This is a genomic window from Cryobacterium ruanii (assembly GCF_004404055.1).
In the GTDB taxonomy this organism is placed as follows: Bacteria; Actinomycetota; Actinomycetes; order Actinomycetales; family Microbacteriaceae; genus Cryobacterium; species Cryobacterium ruanii.
The window spans coordinates 142,292-160,118 of record NZ_SOHK01000017.1 but is presented as its reverse complement, the minus strand read 5'-3'; the positions used below and the strand labels follow the sequence as shown (position 1 = coordinate 160,118).

The following is a 17,827-nucleotide window of genomic DNA, read 5'->3' as shown; positions in this document are numbered from 1 at the left end:
GGGGCGCAGTGGGAGCATTGCACCCCAACTTTTCACCTCACCCACGCCGCTTGAGTGCGCGTGTCAGCGTTGACAAAACTCACTCCTCGCTACGGCGAAAGGAAAGCACTAATGAACCTGGCCTTGCCAAGAATTGCTCTTTTTACTCTGGGCGGCACCATCGCATCGCTCCCCACTAAAGGCGGAGAGGAGGCCATCCCCACGTTGACCGCGGACCTCCTCATCAAAGCTGTGCCCCAGCTCGAAGGCCTGGCGCGGCTTGAAGCAACAACTTTTTGCCAGACAGCATCAGGTGACTTAACGATTGAAACTATTCAAAGCCTTGCATCAGCCATTGAGAGCTGCTTCGTTGACGGCGTCGATGGCGTTGTCGTTACTCAAGGCACAGACACCCTTGAAGAAACCGCCTACCTTCTTGACCTCTTGACGAGTCAAGAAAAGCCAATTGTACTCACCGGTGCCATGCGAAATGCCGGCTTGGCCGGTGCTGACGGCCCCGCTAACCTTCTGGCAGCTGTTCAGGTCGCAAGCTCCAAAGAAGCCCACAATGTTGGACCCCTCGTTGTTTTTGCCGACCTGATACACCTCCCACGGTTTGTTCGAAAATCACACAGCGGATCAATTGCTGCCTTCACCTCGCCCAATGCTGGCCCGATCGGCTGGATAACCGAGGGCAAGGTCAGGATTCCACTCGCGCCGAAGAAGAGAACCCACCCTTTTATCAAAAGCGCCACAGGTTCGCCCATTCCTCGGGTCGCACTCGTCAAAGTTGGCTTTGGAGATGACCTTGAAATTCTCAAGGACCTAGACCAACGCGGATATCAAGGCCTTGTCGTTGAAGCCTTCGGCGGCGGGCACTTACCCAGTGGAGACGTCGAGCATGTTTCCCAATTAGCTTCGCGTATCCCCGTTCTCTTCACGTCACGCACAGGGGCTGGTGAAGTTTTCACTGCGACCTATGGGTTCGCCGGCTCAGAAAAGGACCTCCTCGACAGGAACCTCATTGGGGCAGGAATCTTTGACGGTCTCAAGGCACGTCTGCTCCTCATTCTTCTTCTGCGCGACGGTGCGACACGGGCACAAATAATCGAGCGATTCTCGTAGGAATCAATGTGACGTTCTTTAGAAAATCGGCCAATTTCTTGTAAACAAGCAGGTAATCGTCATGTTTTTTTTGGTGATCCTGGCCTCAAGCGTTTCGGATTCCCGCAGAGATTGTTATAAGAATATTTCGAGCTTGACATCTACGGAGCAGCGTGGCTAGATTTACTTCAATAATATTTCACAAAATATTTTATTTACCCCCATTCTTCTGACGCATTACTTGCCTGGTCACAGTCGACCATCGCAGGAGTCCAATATTCTAAAAGAGAGATCATAATGACCACGTCCACCACAACTCTCCCCCAGGTGATGACAGTCACCCTTCGGGATGTGAAAAGGGCAACATGGATTGCTTTCTTCGCCTGGACCTTTGCCGTGTACGACTTCGTACTGTTTGGCAACCTTCTTCCGGCGTTCTCTGCCGACATGGGATGGTCCGCCCCTGAGACAACCAACATCGTCACCTGGGTGACTATCGGCACGGCGCTCGTTGCCTTCGCAATTGGACCCATTGTTGACCGCATCGGTCGACGCAAAGGCATCATCATTGCCGTCGCTGGCGCAGCAGTTGCTTCCTTGCTGACGGCAGTAGCAGGGCCGCTTATCGGCATCTTGGGTGGTGTCGGCGTTGTCTTCCTAGTTCTCGTCCGTTCTATTGCGGGCTTGGGTTACGCGGAGCAGGCCATTAATGCCACGTACCTTAACGAAATGTTTTCCAAGGTTTACACAGACCCTTCCCAGGCAAAGCGTCGAGGACTAATCTACTCACTGGTTCAGTCCGGCTGGCCAGTCGGTAGCGTCCTTGCGGCGGGTTCTGTTTACCTTCTTTTTCCCATTGGCGGATGGCCACTGGCGTTCGTCGTCGGAGCCTTCCCGGCTATCTTTATCCTTATCGCCGCACGCTGGCTCAAGGAAAGCCCCCAGTTCGTGAACCGTCGTGCTGCGCTCGCACTTCTTGCGGAGGGCCGGACCGCTGAGGCCCGTGCGTTCGCTGCCGAGGCTGGCGTCGATATTGAAGATCGCGCAACCCCCCTGCGATCCGTCTTCCGCGGTGAGTCTTTGCGTGCGCTTATCTTCGTTGGTATCGGTTTCTTCCTGAGCTGGTTCGGAGTTCTCGTATTCGTCATTCTCGGCACGACAATCCTGACCGCAGAAGACGGTAAGGGCATTAATTTCAGTGACGCCCTTGTCATCCTGATCATTTCCAATGCAACCGCATTCTTGGGCTACCTCTTCCATGGCTGGTTCGGCGACAGGATTGGTCGTCGAAATGCAATCGCAATTGGTTGGGTACTGTCTGCCATTTCGTTCGCAGCGATGCTCCTTGCTCCCAGCGGCGGTGGCGGCGGACTCACCATCACGCTCTACAGTGCTGGCTTGTTCTTCCTGATCGGCCCGTTCGCGGCACTTCTCTTCTTCACCGGTGAAAGCTTCCCCGTGCACACTCGTGCAACGGGTAGCGCAATCATCAACGCAGGAGGTCAAGTGGGAGCCATCTTGGCCGGCGTAGGAGTCACGGCCAGCCTGACTGCTGGCTCTTCCTGGATAGATGCAGCCATGATCTGGGGTGTCGTTCCCGTCTTTATCGCTGCAATCTTGATTCTGTTCTCGAAGAACGTGAACCCCAAGGTTGCACGAACGGACTAGTTCAAAGAACAGCTGAGTCTCAATATCCGCCGTCCAGCTTCTGGACGGCGGATATTGTCCTTTACCCCATCCGGCGCAAACTATCCCTGCCATCACCTGGCGCCTTAGATTGTCTGCTCCTCATAGCATTAGTGATGAAATAAAAGGAGCACACCATGTGCCGAGGTTGTGATGTTGATTCTGGACCCGGGCGAGGAGAAATATGGGCGAAGGCCACACAGGACGAAAAGGCCTTCGAGAGAAACGCCCAAGCGTCGATGATGAAAAAGATACTCGATGCCTATGGGGTGTCGGCCCGCGAACTCCCGGCCGGCGACACCTATCTCCTGTCAAACCGAACGGGAGGCTCTCTCGTCGTGGCCGGGATTCGCCACGTTTGGGCAGGCGCGGCTTCGCTGGCTGGTAGGGAGATCGACCTCTTGGACGATAAGTTCCTCCTCTCGTTAGAAGAGTCCTCGTGACCGACAGTAGGTCGCTTTCTCGCCCACTTATCATCTTGACAGGCGACCTCGGGTCGGGAAAGACTTCCGGCCTTCCGCTTCTCGCCAAACTACTGGGTTCACAGCGGCCCCATTTCATCGTCAACGAAGTGGGGGCTGCTAACAAATTTGTCGGAGCGTTCGGTGTGCCCTCAGCCCGTCTTAGCCTTCTTCCTGGGGGTTGCATTTGCTGCGAGAAACAGTCTGAGCTCGGCGACTTGCTAGCCGTCCTTGTTGAACATCCTCAGTCTGAATTTGACGCAATCGTTCTAGAGTCATCGGGGCTCGCTGACCCCGCTGCCATCCTGCGTTTCATCAGCTTGCACCCGAAGCTGAATCATCAACTCAAAGTCTCGTCTCTCGTTTACTTTCTGGATGCCGCTTCGGGGAGACCGCCGATACCACTTCGACATCAAGACCTCACCTCATTGGCTGTTGCCGACGTGTGCGTTTTGGCCAAGACCGACATGATTGAGACGATCGATCGTGACGCGATTCTTGCCGCCGTTGCAAATGTCAACGCAACCGTTGCCCTGTTCGAGCAAAGGCGTGAGACTGACATCGTCTTGGCCCGGGTGCAAGGCCCTCGCGTGGACCAGGTAGATACCTCAAAAATCGTGGCTAAACCAGACCCGAGCAGTCCGGCAGATAATCAAACTGGCCCATCTGAAACGGCCAACCATGCACACGTGGATGTGCTCAATTTCGATCTGCCCTTCGGCACCAGCTGGCTCGCCCTCAGCACGTGGCTCATAGCTTTGTTGCACCAGCAAGATACTGGCATCCTTCGAGTGAAGGCCGCAATTACCAATAGTGGAGGCTGGGTGTCGCTCAACGGAGTTGGGCATACTGTCTTTCCGCCCGACAACGCCGAATTTACCCACGAAGGGAATCGCCCCGATGGAACTCTCGTCATCATCGGGTTCGGGCTCTCCGAGCAGAAAATCTCTCGCTCCCTGAGGCTCCTCGTTTCCGGAAAAATTTCCCCAACAAGTTAGAAATCGGTCATTATCCTTAACTCTTGAGCTCCCAGTCCTTCACATTCGCGAGCGGTGCAAACTGATCGTGGGCTAATTCAAAGCTTATGGGCTCGCCCGAGAGGACGCGCTGAGGCCAGTTTCTGTTCGCCAACGCTGGCTTTCCAAGGGCAATGAGGTCGGCAGATCCGGACCTAAGGAGCTCAGCGGCATCAACCGGGTTGTCAAGATTTCCGTTGGCAATCACCGCACAGCCAGAATGCCTCTTCGCCAATGATGCGAGTGACTCGTCTCCGTCATCAAATGCAGGGCCGTGGGCCCGGTACTCAGCAGTATGAATGAAGTCAATGCCCGCGGCTCCGAGGGCCTCAAAAATTACCTGGGCCTCCTCTGACGTCCCCGACCAACGATGGTCGTTGTCACTGACTTTTGCTTGCGAAATTCGAATTCCGACTGCGATGTCATCGCCGACAGCTGCTCTGATGTCTTCGCAAATTTCTTGAACGAAGCGAACGCGATTTTGAGGAGAACCACCGTATTCATCGGTCCTCACATTGAGGTAATCCGTAAGAAACTCATCTAAGAGATAGCCGTTGGCTCCATGTATCTCGAGCCCGTCAAAACCGGCATCCTTGGCGAGGAGAGCCGACGCGACAAAAGTACGCCTAACCTCCGCCATTTGGAGTTTCGTAATTTCCACTGGGACTTTGTAATTGCCTTTGCCGCGATACATCCCAAGTTGATCGCCTTTCGGCATGACAGCCGAGGGGCCAATTGTCGTCGTCGCGTAGCGATTTGCTTGAGAATGCGAACCAGCGTGCATCAGTTGTGCAAAAATCTGAGCCCCGTAACCATGAATCGCTTCAATAATTGGTTTCCAGGTTTCAGAGTGTCCTTTGGTTGCCATTCCAGGCTGGTACGCGTAGCCCTGGCTGTGTTCCGTGTCGGTGTACAAACCCTCCGTCGTCAAGAGGCCAAACCCGCCTTCGGCAAAGACTTCATAGTAGGCCTGCATTCGCGAATTCGCGTCGCCAGCCTCTTCCGCGCTTACCCGCGTCATGGGCGCGAGCGCAATCCGATTCTTTATTACTTTGGGGCCAATTGAGGCCTGAGTGAAAAGTGCCGACCGATTCTCTTCGCTGAGTGTCTGAATATTTTCTGGACTAAAATCAGTGATGGGTATTTCGTTTAGCGGGCACATATTCGGAATGTACTGAGTTAGACGCTGTGAAGTCAAGAGTTCCTGAACACCAGATATATATAAAATACCCAGCGTGAATGTGGCTGCGCATTTTCAGCGGTTCAGAACAGTCCCCTGGAACAGGGGCCTACCTGACATTCTCAGCATGCTGTCCATAAAACAAACGCCGCGACACCAGAGATGGGTGCCGCGGCGTTTGTTTTGAACCCTGTGTTGAGTTGCGAAAAGCGGGGCTAACTAGACCGACGCGAGGATCTGGTCAACATCGCGACCAGGCTGCGTTGGCAGCATGTCGGCGTTTATCTCGGCGCGACCCAGAAGCTCATCTATGCGACGCTGACGCGCCTTAGGAATGATCGCGACCACTGTTCCGCAATTTCCCGCACGACCCGTACGGCCCGAACGGTGCATGTACGTCTTGTACTCATCGGGAGCATCGGCCTGAATGACCAGGTCGATGTCATCTACGTGGATACCGCGAGCCGCAACATCCGTGGCAACAAGAGCGTTGACGCGACCGCTGGTGAGCAACTGCAAGTTGCGCGTGCGGCGTGACTAGTTCAAGTCTCCGTGGAGGCTGGTGGCGGGGATGCCGACATCTTCCAACGCATCTGCAAGCTGCTCGGCATAGGCGCGAGTCCGTGCGAACACGAGCGTGGCGGAGAAGAGAAGACGCTGACCCTTGGGGGCCGTCCGGCGCAGGATGCGCTGAACGGGCTCGAGGAATCCGAGGTCGCACATGTGGTCGGCCTCATCGAGAACGGAGATTGTTGCCTTGGACAGGTCAATCGCACGCTGCTGAATAAGGTCTTCGAGGCGACCAAGGCTCTGCGACTGAGATTCTTATCGTTTCGTTGAGTTCAACACAGTCGCCGCATCAAGATTGGGTGGTCACGTCCCGCTGAGTGGTGGAGTTTCTCAACACCTTGCGGGTCAGTTGGTTTAGTTTAGGCGGCGGCGAGTTCTGGGAGGATCACCGCCTCGTCGATGACCTCGATGGGATTGTTCATTGTGGTCAGCTCGAGCATCGAGGCTTCTGAAAAGTAACGTCGTTCGCCGGCTTCCCATTCGTCGTGCTGCTCGATCAAGACTGACCCTGCAAGGCGCACCAGGGCGGCAGCGTTGGGGAAGACGCCGACGACGTCGGTGCGGCGTTTGATCTCCTTCTTGACCCGTTCCAACGGGTTCGTCGACCAGATCTGACGCCAGTGCCGCCGTGGAAAAGCGGCGAAAGCGAGCAGGTCGGGTTGCGCGTCGACAACCATCGCCGCGACCTTCGGGTTCGACCGTGCAAGCATGGTGGTGACCTCGCGGAATTGTTTCTCGATGTGTTCGCGGTCGGGTTGGGCGAAGATGGTGCGGATGATCGACGCGACCATCTCCTGGGATCCCTTCGGGACCACGGCGAGGACGTTGCGCATGAAGTGCACCCGGCATCTCTGCCAGCCAGCGCCTTGAAACACGGTCCCGATGGCTTTCTTCAGCCCGGTGTGAGCGTCAGACATGACCAGCTTCACCCCGTCCAAACCCCGAGTTTTCAACGACCGCAGGAAGCTGGTCCAGAAGCCTTCGTTCTCGCTGTCGCCCACGTCAAACCCCAGTACTTCCCGGCGTCCGTCGGCAGCCACGCCGATCGCGACAACGACGGCCTGGGACACGATACGGTGTCCAACGCGCGCTTTGCAGTAGGTCGCGTCGAGGAACACGTAGGGGAAGTCCTGCGCGGCCAGGGTCCGGTCGCGGAACTCGGCCACTTCCGCGTCGAGGCCGGCGCAGATGCGAGACACCTCCGATTTGGAGATCCCGGAGTCAGCGCCGAGAGCTTTGACAAGGTCGTCGACCTTGCGGGTTGAGACACCGTGGACATAGGCCTCCATCACGACCGCGAACAGTGCCTGGTCGACGCGGCGGCGGCGCTCCAGCAGCGCAGGGAAGAACGACCCGGCCCGCAGCTTCGGGATCTTCAGGTCAAGGTCCCCAGCCGTGGTGCTCAAAGTCCGGGATCGGGTGCCGTTGCGATACGTGCTGCGGTCGCCGGAGCGTTCGAACGGGCGGCGCCGATGAATGCGCTCTCTTCCGCATCGATCAGTTCTTGATACAACGTTTCGGTCGCGACACGGATGCGATCGGTGACATCGGTGAGTTTGAGTTCGCCCAGCAGGGTCAGCAGGGCAGACTGGTCTAGAGCCATCTCTAATGGTTCCTTCGTGAGTTGCTTTAGCCGGTCCCCACTGACCATCGCACGATGGCTCCTCACATTGACGAAGCAACGCTCAAAGCGGGGAAACCACACCACTCAAAGGGACGTAACCAAATACTCGCCCGGCCTTCGCTTATTAACGGTGTCGACGGCTTATGGGGCCAATTTGGATGCCAGTGGTGGGTTAAATGCAAATGGGACTGCGGCTGGGCACGCTAACGCTCTCGGTGCGCGGAGGATGGTGCGTAATTAAGCGTGCTGACGTTATTGCGGTGGCGCCAGCGGGTAGCGCACTGTGTGCTTGGTCAACGGTGTTCCGGTGGCTTCTGTGCGCCGTCGTTCCCGCGGACGCTTTTCGCCGAGGTCGAGCTCGGCCACACGCAGTCCCACAATTACTTTATATATAGGGCGTGGATCCGCAGAAAAAGCATCGGTAAATGAGGGACGATTCAGGTTGCAGTCCGGCCTGTTGACCCTCTGATCACGAGAGCGGCCGGAAAACAGATGTCCTCTACTGGCCGAGTCGGATCTTCAATCCTTTGCAGGAGTAGTCGCGCAGACTCTCGGGCCATCTCCTGGCTGTCTTGGCGAACGGTGGTCAGACTATAGGAATCCCAACTGCTCATCTCAATATCATCGAAACCTACGACCCAGGTGTCTGCCGGGATCGAAATTCCCTCTCGACGCGCCCCGTCCAAGGCTCCTATGGCCATGAGATCGTTTGCGCAAAAAACCGCGTCCGGTGGGTTTTCCAAAGCCATGAGCTCCCGCATGGCCTGAAGCCCGCTCTGGTGGCTGAAGACTCCGCGCTTCATACAGAGGGCGTCCATTTTGTAGCCCCGTTTAGCGAGGCGTTCCACGAACCCGTGCTCGCGTTCAGACGCAGTGCTCACGTGGCCTGGACCAAAAATGCAACCAATGCGTTCCCTGCCGTTGTTGAGAAAATAGTCCGCGACGAGGCCAGCGCCTTCCATGTTCTGGCTGCGCACCTGATCGCTCTTCAGTCCCGCGACATAACGGTTGACCATGACAATCGGATATCCGGCAGCAATAGCCCGTTCAAGTTCGGGACTCTTCGCATTGATCGTCGTAAAAACGAGCCCATCGATTATCCCTTGGCCAAGTGCTTCGAGCGCATTTTTGTCTTGGAGTCCGTCCGAGTTCCAAACGATCACTCTCTTGCCCATGCTGTCAAAGTACTTCGTCAATGCGTCCAGAATCTCGGGATAGAAGGGGTTCTTGATATCTGCAACAACGACGCCAACGGCATGTGCCTGACCGGTTTTCATGGCTTGGGCAGCAGCGTTCGGAACATAGCCAAGCTCACGCATCGCCGCTCGAATCAAATCCAGATTTCCCGGCTTTATGGAAGCGGGGTTCGACATGGCACGAGAAACTGTCGCTTGCGATACTCCGGCCAGACGAGCGACATCTCGGCTTGTAGCCATGACGCTCCCTAGTCCGCTGGTTCCCGAATGTGTGACTTTTTTTCCAAAATTCTGAATACGAACCTCAGAATACTGAGATCGAGCACGTTTAATCAAGACGCTCGACAGGTGGCGCGCGGGCAGGAAACCGATGTCTGACACCGAAGTCACCCGACAGATAGAGGCTACTTCAAACTCATCTGAGAACCAATCCAAATATTATGCTTTGCACGTCACTGAATACGTATACGCTAGCGCCAAGAGAACGACGCATCACAGACGAGGGAGTCACGTGATTACCATGCAAGATGCAGCTCCAGAAGGACATACGTGGTCCGCAAGCTCCGACCGCGCGCTGGCCGTTCAGGAGCTCTATGAGGAGGCAGAAAGCCTCCGTCGCATTCTTCAGGCGCAGACCGCTGTGCTCCTACTGCTCCGAACTGGATCTGGCCGCAATACGGAGCCACTATTGCAGACCCTTCTGCAAGTGAGCGGATGGATTTCAGCTTTGGATGCCTCCGTTCGCGACCAGGCTCACCAAAATCCGTGCGCCGCGCAGCTCTTAAGCGTTTTATCGCTGATCAAGGCGAACCATGCCGTACTGCGTTCCGTCGCGAGCCCATCTCTCACGAGTACGAATTTTCAGGAGTCCTTGAGCGTTGCTCACGCCGGACTCGCCGTCATCAATAAACAGGTCGACACAATATTTGCCGGAACTATCGCAGAACTACGTTCCTTCACAAGCGGTTGTGCCTGCGAAGCAGAACGTCTCAATGAAATGAGGAACACTTAGTATGACCGATTACTCGATTTGGGTCTTGGAATACGCTTATGTCAATCAGTATCCGAAGTCCGGTGTGCTTTATGGTGCGCACAACCAAGGAACGATCAAACTGCCTTACTGTTACGTGGTTCTCAAAAGTGATGACAGAACAATAATGGTGGATGTCGGATACAACTTCAAGGAGTACGGGAAAACGCTTGCCGATAGATTCGGCGTGGTCAACTGGCGCGACCCAACTACGGTGCTTTCTGAGGTGGGCGTCAGCCCGGAGGAAGTCACAGATGTGATTATTACGCACGCCCACTTCGATCACTTTGGCAACGTTGAGGACTTCCCCAACGCACGATTTCATATCCAGGAATCTGAGTTCAGTAAATGGCTCTGGGCCCTGACCCTCCCCAAACAATTCAATTGGCTTCAGGTTGCTATCGACCCCGCGGATTTGCTCAGGGCCAGCGAGTTGGCAGTAAACGGTCGGCTCAACCTCGTCAACGGTGATCTTGATGGGCTATTCCCTGGGATCGACCTGTTTCTCGCGAGCGATTCACATACCTTTGGTTCGCAATTCGTCCGAGTGAATAATTCCGACGGTCAGGACCCCTGGATTCTTGCTGGGGATTTGCGTTATACATTCGAGAACCTCACGGGCTACACCGGAGACGGCATGTATGTTCCCGTGGGATTGGCTTCCGGCAGCCAGCTCAACCTTCTTCTTGCTTCGGAGCGAATGATGAGCCTGGTAGGACACGAAGAACGACGGGTTATTCCTATCCATGAGGAGCGCCTCAAAGATCACTTTCCCGCACGTGAAACAAAAGAGGGCCTTCAAATTGTTGAGGTCGCCCTTGCGCCGGGGCACGATTCGCGTGTCTAAATCCTCTGCAATCTTGCGGCCAACGGAAAGGTCGAATCAGCATGAGTCATATCACAATCACTGACGTTCGTAAGCGTTTCGGAGGCACGCTTGCCCTCGATGGCGTGAGCCTTTCGATTGCGTCTGGAACAGTTCACGGAGTTCTCGGAGAGAATGGCGCCGGAAAAACAACTCTAAATAAGGTCCTCGCCGGCGTCCTGGTTCCCGATTCCGGATCGTTCGTCATCGATGGGCAGGTTGTTCCTTTCGGCAAGCCGCTCGCTTCTCGAGCCGCGGGGCTTGCGATGGCCTATCAAGAAATGAGTTCTCCCCTTAATATCACCGTGGCGGAGAAGCTCCTTTTGCCGCGACTTCCGCGTGGGCGATTGGGCTTCGTATCTCGTCGGGTCATTAACATGCGCGCGGGAGAAATTCTTTCAGAGTGGGGTAAGCCGAATATCAATCCACGAGCGGAAATTGGCGATCTCGACTTGGCGGACAAGCAGTATGTGGAGATTATCGCTGCTCTCGCGACGGACCCTAAACTACTTATTCTTGATGAACCAACGGCATCTTTACCTGAATCGGATTGGCTTTTTTCCTGCATCGATAGGATCACCAAAACGGGTGCAAGCGTAATTTATATATCGCACAAGCTGGCAGAGATTCGTCGCATATGCAGCACGGGCACCGTGCTTCGCAACGGGCGCGTCGTGAAAGACTTTCAGTCGGCCGACGTTGACGATCATGATTTGGTGGAGTTCATGATCGGGCGTTCTTTGGAATTGGTTTTTCCTGAGAAAGTGGACAGGGACGAATCCAAGGTTGAAACAATCGTGAAAATCACCGACCTGACGGTCGGTGATCTCACCGACTTATCGGCAGAGATCAAGGCTGGGGAAATTGTAGGTATCGCCGGCCTGGAAGGTCAGGGTCAAAAAGACCTCTTTTATTGCCTAGCGGGCCTAAAATCACCGCTGTCAGGGGAGGTGGAGGTTTTCGGTTCGCAGAATGCGAAGAACAAGCCGAACTTCACCCTCGTTCCCGAAGATCGCAAAGTTGAGGGCCTGTTCCTTCCCATGCTGACTCAGGTGAACCTGGTTATGGCCGAGCCTCGCAAAGTGTCTAGATGGGGATTACTCAGCCCTAAACGTGAGCGGGCTGTTGCTCGAACTGCAGCCCGTGCGTTCAATATTCCCGTGCAGTTCCTGAGTAGAAATATTCAGGATCTTTCCGGCGGAAATCAGCAGAAGGTTCTGTTCGGGCGGGCCGTGATGACAGAGCCACGCTGCCTCCTCCTGTTCGACCCCACGCGTGGCGTGGACGCGGCAACAAAAATTGAGCTTTACCACATGGCGCGATCTTTTGCCCGTAACGGAGGGTGTGTGCTCATTTATTCGACGGAGATTCCGGAACTCGTTGGACTGTCTGATCGGGTCTACACAATATATGGCGGCAAAATAAGTGGTGAATTTTCGGGCGATTGGCTCACGGAAAGTGCTCTGATGCGTGGTGCTATCGGTCATCAAGAAGGGCTGAAAGAATGAATTTACAAGAATCAACAGGTCTCCATCGCCGACTCGCTCCTCGCGCCAAGGCACCCTATATCGCGGCGGCAGTATTCTTCGTTCTTTATGGACTTCTCATCGTAGTTTCGCCTGTGGCAGGGTCTGCGTTCCTCATCAACAACTTCGTCGTCCTCATGAGTCCACTTGCCATCGCAGCAGTTGGAACAACTTTAATTCTCGTGCTCGGGGGTTTTGATTTATCCGTCGCGGGCACGATTAGTCTTGCCAACGTTGTAGCCGCAACGGCAATGCAGCGAAGCCCGGAGAATATTTGGCTCATTGCCCTTGGCGTCATCGCTATGGGCGCCCTCATTGGCATGATCAACGGACTGCTAGTCTCAATCCTTAATCTTCCCTCGCTCGGAGTGACGCTGGCAACGAACATTGTGCTGGCCGGCATCGCCTTGGTGATCATGCCGGCACCGGGCGGCCGAGTTCCGGTTGAATTTACTTCAGTGCTTACGGGAATGTTGGGTTCTGTTCCCTTCGCTGCGATAGTGCTCCTTGGATTGGGCGCCTTCTGGGTAGCGTTGATGAAAACTCGAACTGGCATGTCGATTGCGGCAATCGGTGGTGATGCGACCGCTGCCAAACTCTCGGGCATCCCTGTTCGACGCGTCTCGACCGTGGCATACGTGATTGCAGGGATGCTCTATTCCGTTGCTGGGCTCTACCTATGCGGATTAACCGCCACGGGGTCACCGGCAGCAGGATCGAGTTTCCTGCTGACAGCGTTTACCGCAGCAGCGCTGGGACTAGTCAGCTTTAAGGGGGGAAGAGGTAGCGGAGTAGCAGCCATATTTGGCGCGGGGACAATTCTGGTTATTCCTAAATTCCTATTTGCCCTCGGTATCGCCGATTTCTGGGTAGGGGCGTGTCAGGGGCTTATAGTGCTGATCGCTTTGACCATCCCTTCGATTGGACGCCTGACCAGGCATGCTGCTCGAAAAGATGCAGGCCGCAACACTCGGGGTTCGCAACTTGCAGCATCGACTGAGGGATTGGAGAAGCAGAAATTACATATCTAACTACTCACGCCGAAGGCACTGACGTTGATCGTCAGGATCACCTGACATGGCCCCGTCGGCTGCGCACGTTTATGGGCACTGCCGGCGGCCAAGCGGCTCTCATGTGGGCGCTGGTAATTCTCCTCGTTCCCCTTTCACGTGTGTTCAGCAGTAACTTTCCGTCCGCGGCAATGGTGAACAGCACGATAATGCTCGGGCTGTTCCTGGCCATAGTTGCCTTTGGTCAGGGCCTTGTGATTTTGAGCGGCGGCATCGATTTGTCCGTTCCTGCAGCGATCGCGCTCGGGGCCTTCTTCACGGGATTCTTTGCCAATGAGGGGTTTCCGACGCCACTTGCCGTGGGTCTGGGGCTTCTCATTTCCTCTCTCGTTGGCCTCATAAACGGCATAATCGTGTGCTCCACGAATTTTCCACCGTTCATTGTGACACTCGCAGTTGGAACAATTGGAGCTGCGTTGCTCCTCGGGGTAAGCCAGGGACAGCCGGGACAAAACTCACCCCCCGAACTCGTGGCACTTTTCAATGGGGAACTCAACGTTCTGGGTGCTGCACCGTCCCTGGTAATGCTCATAGCGGTCCTGATGCTCGGGTACCTGATCCAGTCCAGAACTACATTTGGGCGCAGCGTTTACGCTATTGGGAACAGTATGAAAGCGGCGCGTATCGCTGGGATCAGGGTCAAGTTCAGCACGTTCTTGGTGTACTGGGTCGCGGGAATCGCATACGGACTTGCCGGTGTGCTTCTACTGGGATACGGGTCCGGTTCAGACCTGAACATTGGTAATTCTTGGCTCCTGCCAAGCATCGCCGTCGTTGTTGTCGGAGGATCATCCATCTCCGGCGGAACCGGAAACTATTCCGGAACAGTAGCCGCGGCACTACTCATAACACTCCTGAGCATCGACATCAGTGCTGCAGGCTTTCCGGAGGGAGTGAAGCAAATCCTTTATGGAGCGATCGTGTTGCTCGCCCTCCTTCTCAGCAAGATCGGGGGTGGTCGTAGATAGACATCGTGTGATTTAGACGGCACTTCTTGGCTCACGGCCAAGTCAAATTCAAGAACTATTGCAATCGGAGAAGTACATGAACTTTAAAAAGAAACTCACGTTGGTGGGAGCGATGGCTGCAGTTGCTGCCTTCGCTCTGAGCGGCTGCTCGGCGGCTGTCTCACCGTCGGGGGGAGCTGATGGAGCGAAGGAAAAGATCTTCGTAAACCTGAGCTACAGCGGTAACAACTGGCAAGATGAGGGTGCCAACTTGGCTATGGCCGTGGCACAGGCGCCTGAGGTGGCAGCCAAATACGACGTTAAAAAGGTGATTTCCGGGTCTGATCCCCAGAAGCAGATATCTGATCTGCAATCCATGATCGCCAGTGGTGCAAAGCTAATCGTGCTGTACCCAATTTCGCCCACGGCCCTCAACCCGGTCATTCAGCAAGGTTGTGACGCAGGTGTCACGTTCGTTGCTTATGACGGAACTGTGGAAGCACCGTGCGCGTGGAACATTTCCTACATCACGGGAGCCAGGACAGAAGACCCCGAACAGGCCTTCTTTGGCGCTCAGACAGCACAGGCGCTGGTGGATCTGCTCGGGGGCACAGGCGAGGTCATGATGAACCGCGGTGTTGCGGGCACGTCAACTGACACAGTCCACTACGACACTGCGATGTCTGTATTCAACCAGTACCCCGGCATTAAGGTTGTGAACGAGTTCTACGGGAACTGGGACTCGTCGGTGAGCCAACAGGAAGCCACCAAGGCCCTTGCTGCACACCCCGGTGTCGACGGCATCTGGTCCCAGGCTGGCGAAGACGGTGTCGTCAAGGCGCTTGAAGCAGCAGGAATGGAAATTCCCGTTACCGGAGAGAACAGTAACTACCTGCGACAGAAGCTCTCGGAGGGTTGGCCCGGCGTATCATCCGGATCCGCTCCTGCGCAGGGTGCAGTAGCGGTAAAGCTTGGACTCAAGATTCTTGCTGACGGTGCGGATTCCGTACCCAAGGACATTGAAATGCCCCTCCCGTGGGTTACGACCGAAACCGCGAAGGTCTGCCCTGCTGCTGAGTTCGTGGATGGCTGCAACTTCTTTGCCCAAGCGGATGATTCCTTCGTCACGGAAATCTTCGAAAAGAGCGTCCTCCCAGAAAGCTCCTACACTGCGGCTACCACTGGCGCTGCAGTTTCCGCTTTGCAGGCGTTGCCCAGCATGGACACCCTGGCTCAGCCTGCGTCTCGGCGCATTTATACCCGCGGAGTTTGTGACGCCGGGTGGACTACAGGACCCGTCGAAAAGGGACAAGTTCCCGCAGGCCTTCCTGGCTGTGTAAAAAAGTAGTAGCCCTCAGGACTATCGGTTTGCCGCCCAGCAGTTCAGGGGCAAATATTTAGCAACAAAACCCGCCGGAATGTATACGTATTCATTCCGGCGGGCCGCCCACTCACTTGCAAGGAAGCGAAATCATGATCACTACAGCTACTGCACGAATCGTCCTGAAGAAGCCGGAAAAGGAAGCAAGTCCGCGTAGCGGCTCGCCTGAAGTCCGAACTACTGTCGAAGGTGTTATTGCCGATATCCGTAAGCGAGGCGACGCCGCAGTTCGGGAATATTCAGAGAAATTCGACAAATGGTCACCCGAGAATTTTCGTCTCTCTGAAGCTGAATTAGTAGAGATCATCGCGCAGGTCCCCGACCAGGTAATAGCCGACATCGAGTTTGTGCAGACTCAGGTCCGCACTATGGCCGAGCGACAGATGGCTTCGCTTACGGACTTTGAAATGGAAACTTTGCCCGGAGTCTTTCTGGGGCAGAAAAACGTGCCCATCACGGCTGTTGGCGCGTATATCCCCGGGGGGAAGTATCCGCTGCTGGCCTCCGCGCACATGACCATCGTGACTGCCAAGGTGGCAGGTGTTGAAAGAATCATCGCAGCAACTCCCCCCATCAACGGAAAAATACCGCACGCAACCATTGCCGCGATGCACATGGCTGGCGCGGATGAAATCTACCTACTTGGCGGTGTTCAGGCCGTAGCTGCGATGGTGATCGGAACGGAAACCATTACGCCTGTCAACATGATTGCTGGACCGGGAAATGCATTCGTTGCAGAAGCGAAGCGTCAACTGTTCGGTGAAGTGGGAATCGACTTGTTCGCGGGCCCAACTGAAACACTCATTGTCGCCGACGAGCACGCTGACCCGTTCGTGGTCGCCGTAGACCTGCTGTCGCAGGCCGAGCACGGTCCTGATTCGCCAGCCATCCTCATCACTACGTCGGAAAAGGTCGGCCGCGCAGTCATCACGCACATCGAAGAGATTCTCGTTGATATGCCGACGAAAGGTTTCGCCGAACCGGCATGGCGCGACTATGGCGCGGTGTGGGTCGTGGCCGACCTTGACGACGCGTATGTCCTCGCCGATGACTATGCATCAGAGCATGTGCAGATTTTGACTGAAAACCCTCGCGAGGCACTCGACAAGATGCATCACTACGGTGCGCTCTTCCTTGGGGAAGGAACTTGCGTGTCCTATGGCGACAAGGTCATCGGAACGAACCACGTCCTCCCGACCAAGGGCGCGGCGCGATACACAGGCGGCCTTTGGGTAGGAAAGTATCTCCGCACTGTTACATACCAAGAAGTCAAGAATCAAGAATCCAGTGCGTTCCTGGGCGAAATATGCGGACGCCAGTCACGAGTCGAATACTTCGAAGGGCACGCGCGGTCCGGAGACGTGCGCGCGGCCAAGTACGGGGACAAGACTTTGGCCTGGACTGACCACACGTTCACGGCATAACTGATGCCGCTCGATGACAGATTCGGCGCTCATGACACTGCGCTTGTCGTCGGTGCATCTCGAGGGCTGGGCAAGGCCATCGCTGATGGTCTTGCCCAGCTTGGAGTTCTCGTTATAGGGACCTCCCGAAATAAGGATGATGCTGAGCGAATCGCAAAAAGATACGGCACCTTCCCGGTGGTCCTAGATCTAGAAATTAGCGAGGACATTCCCCGCATTATCGACGAGGTACATCACCGATCAGGTGGTTTTTCGCTCCTCGTGAACAATGCGGGGGTTAATATTCCCGAGCCAGCTCTCGAAGTCTCCCGACAGAACTGGGAGAAGATATTCAGTACCAACGCCGAGGGCCCATTTTTCGTTGCACAAGCGACCGCTCGGCACTGGATTGAGTCTGAAACTACGGGATCGATAGTCTTCGTGAGTTCGCAAGCCGGAACAGTGGCTCTTGAAAACAGAGTTGCCTACGGCTCAAGCAAGGCCGCTGTGTCTCATATGACGAGGCTCCTGGCTTTCGAATGGGCGCGGCACGGCATCAGGGTCAATGCCGTTGCACCGACTTTTATCGATACCGAACTAACGGCCAGCACCCTCAGCGATCCGGTCATGTCAAAGACGTTGCTGGAGCGAATTCCGCTCGGGCGTTTTGGAATCCCTGAAGATGTTGCTAAATCGGTTGCCTTCTTGCTGAGCGAAGAGGCTTCCATGATCACCGGTCACATACTCGCCGTCGATGGCGGCTACACCATCCATTGAAGTCGTGAGGAA

At 55.4% G+C, this 17,827-nt stretch carries 14 protein-coding genes and 2 pseudogenes; 12 read left to right on the top strand and 4 right to left on the bottom strand.

Annotated elements, in window-relative coordinates; translation table 11 throughout:
- The first annotated feature begins 111 nt into the window (after window positions 1-111).
- The 4 genes from E3T47_RS12240 to E3T47_RS12225 all read left to right on the top strand — a co-directional run bounded on the left by E3T47_RS12240 (window position 112) and on the right by E3T47_RS12225 (window position 4,228).
- A complete protein-coding gene (locus E3T47_RS12240) occupies window positions 112-1,104 on the top strand; it encodes an asparaginase (protein ID WP_198416635.1) in 993 nt (330 codons plus the stop codon).
- Between the two features lie 276 nt (window positions 1,105-1,380).
- Window positions 1,381-2,751 carry an MFS transporter gene (locus tag E3T47_RS12235; RefSeq protein ID WP_134556337.1) on the top strand — a complete coding sequence of 457 codons (1,371 nt, stop codon included), beginning with the start codon at window positions 1,381-1,383 and terminating at the stop codon, window positions 2,749-2,751.
- A gap of 260 nt (window positions 2,752-3,011) precedes the next feature.
- Complete coding sequence (locus E3T47_RS12230) at window positions 3,012-3,212, top strand: hypothetical protein (RefSeq protein ID WP_134556336.1); 201 nt, start codon at window positions 3,012-3,014, stop codon at window positions 3,210-3,212.
- On the top strand, window positions 3,209-4,228 hold the full coding sequence (locus E3T47_RS12225; RefSeq protein WP_134556335.1) for a CobW family GTP-binding protein: 1,020 nt from the start codon (window positions 3,209-3,211) through the stop codon (window positions 4,226-4,228). The genes E3T47_RS12230 and E3T47_RS12225 overlap by 4 nt, the downstream gene beginning before the upstream one ends.
- Before the next feature lie 16 nt (window positions 4,229-4,244).
- On the opposite strand, the gene E3T47_RS12220 is transcribed toward E3T47_RS12225, so the two are convergent.
- The 4 genes and pseudogenes from E3T47_RS12220 to E3T47_RS12205 all read right to left on the bottom strand — a co-directional run bounded on the left by E3T47_RS12220 (window position 4,245) and on the right by E3T47_RS12205 (window position 9,197).
- Window positions 4,245-5,408 carry an oxidoreductase gene (locus E3T47_RS12220; RefSeq protein WP_134556334.1) on the bottom strand — a complete coding sequence of 388 codons (1,164 nt, stop codon included), beginning with the start codon at window positions 5,406-5,408 and terminating at the stop codon, window positions 4,245-4,247.
- 237 nt (window positions 5,409-5,645) lie between these two features.
- Window positions 5,646-6,230, bottom strand: a pseudogene (locus E3T47_RS12215) (helicase-related protein); the annotation flags it as partial.
- A 125-nt stretch (window positions 6,231-6,355) separates the two neighbouring features.
- Window positions 6,356-7,599 (bottom strand): annotated as a pseudogene (locus tag E3T47_RS12210) (IS256 family transposase).
- A 458-nt stretch (window positions 7,600-8,057) separates the two neighbouring features.
- A complete protein-coding gene (locus E3T47_RS12205; protein ID WP_198416634.1) occupies window positions 8,058-9,197 on the bottom strand; it encodes a LacI family DNA-binding transcriptional regulator in 1,140 nt (379 codons plus the stop codon).
- 130 nt (window positions 9,198-9,327) lie between these two features.
- Between E3T47_RS12205 and E3T47_RS12200 the strand changes: the two genes are divergently transcribed.
- From E3T47_RS12200 to E3T47_RS12165, 8 genes are all read left to right on the top strand, one after another.
- The gene (locus E3T47_RS12200; RefSeq protein WP_134556333.1) at window positions 9,328-9,828 is read left to right on the top strand and encodes a hypothetical protein; all 501 of its coding nucleotides are present in this window, start codon (window positions 9,328-9,330) and stop codon (window positions 9,826-9,828) included.
- A 1-nt stretch (window position 9,829) separates the two neighbouring features.
- Window positions 9,830-10,693 carry an N-acyl homoserine lactonase family protein gene (locus E3T47_RS12195; protein ID WP_134556332.1) on the top strand — a complete coding sequence of 288 codons (864 nt, stop codon included), beginning with the start codon at window positions 9,830-9,832 and terminating at the stop codon, window positions 10,691-10,693.
- Between the two features lie 41 nt (window positions 10,694-10,734).
- Window positions 10,735-12,219 (top strand): sugar ABC transporter ATP-binding protein, encoded by a 1,485-nt coding sequence (locus tag E3T47_RS12190; RefSeq protein WP_134556331.1) that lies wholly within the window; start codon window positions 10,735-10,737, stop codon window positions 12,217-12,219.
- Window positions 12,216-13,268 (top strand): ABC transporter permease, encoded by a 1,053-nt coding sequence (locus E3T47_RS12185; protein WP_134556330.1) that lies wholly within the window; start codon window positions 12,216-12,218, stop codon window positions 13,266-13,268. The genes E3T47_RS12190 and E3T47_RS12185 overlap by 4 nt, the downstream gene beginning before the upstream one ends.
- Window positions 13,269-13,339: 71 nt before the next feature.
- Window positions 13,340-14,275, top strand: coding sequence for an ABC transporter permease (locus E3T47_RS12180; protein ID WP_198416633.1), 936 nt, complete (start codon window positions 13,340-13,342; stop codon window positions 14,273-14,275).
- A 76-nt stretch (window positions 14,276-14,351) separates the two neighbouring features.
- The gene (locus tag E3T47_RS12175; protein ID WP_134556329.1) at window positions 14,352-15,602 is read left to right on the top strand and encodes a sugar ABC transporter substrate-binding protein; all 1,251 of its coding nucleotides are present in this window, start codon (window positions 14,352-14,354) and stop codon (window positions 15,600-15,602) included.
- 125 nt (window positions 15,603-15,727) lie between these two features.
- Window positions 15,728-17,059, top strand: coding sequence for a histidinol dehydrogenase (gene hisD, locus E3T47_RS12170; RefSeq protein WP_134556328.1), 1,332 nt, complete (start codon window positions 15,728-15,730; stop codon window positions 17,057-17,059).
- 3 nt (window positions 17,060-17,062) lie between these two features.
- A complete protein-coding gene (locus E3T47_RS12165; protein WP_134556327.1) occupies window positions 17,063-17,815 on the top strand; it encodes an SDR family NAD(P)-dependent oxidoreductase in 753 nt (250 codons plus the stop codon).
- Window positions 17,816-17,827 lie beyond the last annotated feature (12 nt).